We start from the raw sequence: 1,028 nt of genomic DNA on the forward strand, positions 1-1,028 counted from the left end.
CCCGGGTGAGCGACTTGTCGCCCGTTCGCGCCAAACCGCCCGTCCCGGAAGGCGGCCCGGCCATCATCATCCAGGAGGGCAGCAAGGAGCGCCGCCTGACCCGCAACGACGCCCCCGCTCAGCCATGACCTTGCACCCCCTCCTGCAGGCCATCCTGCCCACCGTCTTCATCGCGCGGCGCCGCGTCGCTGGCCTGGGCCTGGCCCTGCTGGCCACCAGCGCGGGCATCACCCACGCACAGGCCGCGCCGGCCACGCAGCAACTCGAAGTCGGCCAGCAAAAGACCTGGAGCCTGGCTCGACCCATTCAACGGGCGGCGACGGCCAACGACGAGATCGTGGGCATCAACGTGGTGCCGCCTTCTGGCGTCATCCTGACGGCCAAGAAGCCGGGCTCGGCCATGGTCTCGATCTGGGACAACAGCGGGCGCAGCACGCCGGCTTCGCAGTTCCAGGTGGTGGTGACGCCGGCCGGCATCGCCAGCAGCGGCTCGGGCGTGCAGGTCAGCGGCAGTGGCACCAAGCTCAAACTCTCGGGCGAGTTGCGCTCGCTGGAGCAGCAGTCGGCGCTGGAATCGGCCACGCGAGAGGCGGGCGACAAGCCAGCTGCCAACGTGATCGACACCACCACCTCGGGCTTTGACGTGCAGGTGCAGATCGACGTGAAGATCGTCGAGGTCAGCCGCAGCAAGTTGATGGCTTCGGGGTTCAACTGGTCGAACGGCTGGAATGGCACGCGCCTGTCCGGGATGAGTGGGCCCAACGGGCTCACATCCCTGACGAGGAATCCCGGCGGAGTGGGTGGGACCGTGACCAGCGGCAATGGGTTCGTTCCCCGCGCCGACGCCTTCAACATCTTCACCTGGAGCAGCAACGCCCTGGCGGTGTTCAGCGCCCTCGAAAGCAACGGCTTTGCCTACACCGTGGCCGAGCCCAGCCTGACGGCCCTCAGCGGCCAAACCGCCACCTTCCTGGCCGGTGGTGAGCTGCCCATCCCGATGCGCACCGGCTCGGGCACCGACAGCTCGG

1 pseudogene is annotated in these 1,028 nt (G+C 68.5%); it reads left to right on the plus strand.

The features are described 5' to 3' along the window. Window positions 1-124: 124 nt before the first annotated feature. Window positions 125-403: pseudogene (locus B2W70_RS18460) on the plus strand (pilus assembly protein N-terminal domain-containing protein); the annotation flags it as partial. Window positions 404-1,028 lie beyond the last annotated feature (625 nt).

Origin of the sequence: Aquabacterium sp. UBA2148 (genome assembly GCF_002328915.1) — a bacterium.
In the GTDB taxonomy this organism is placed as follows: Bacteria; Pseudomonadota; Gammaproteobacteria; order Burkholderiales; family Burkholderiaceae_C; genus Aquabacterium; species Aquabacterium parvum.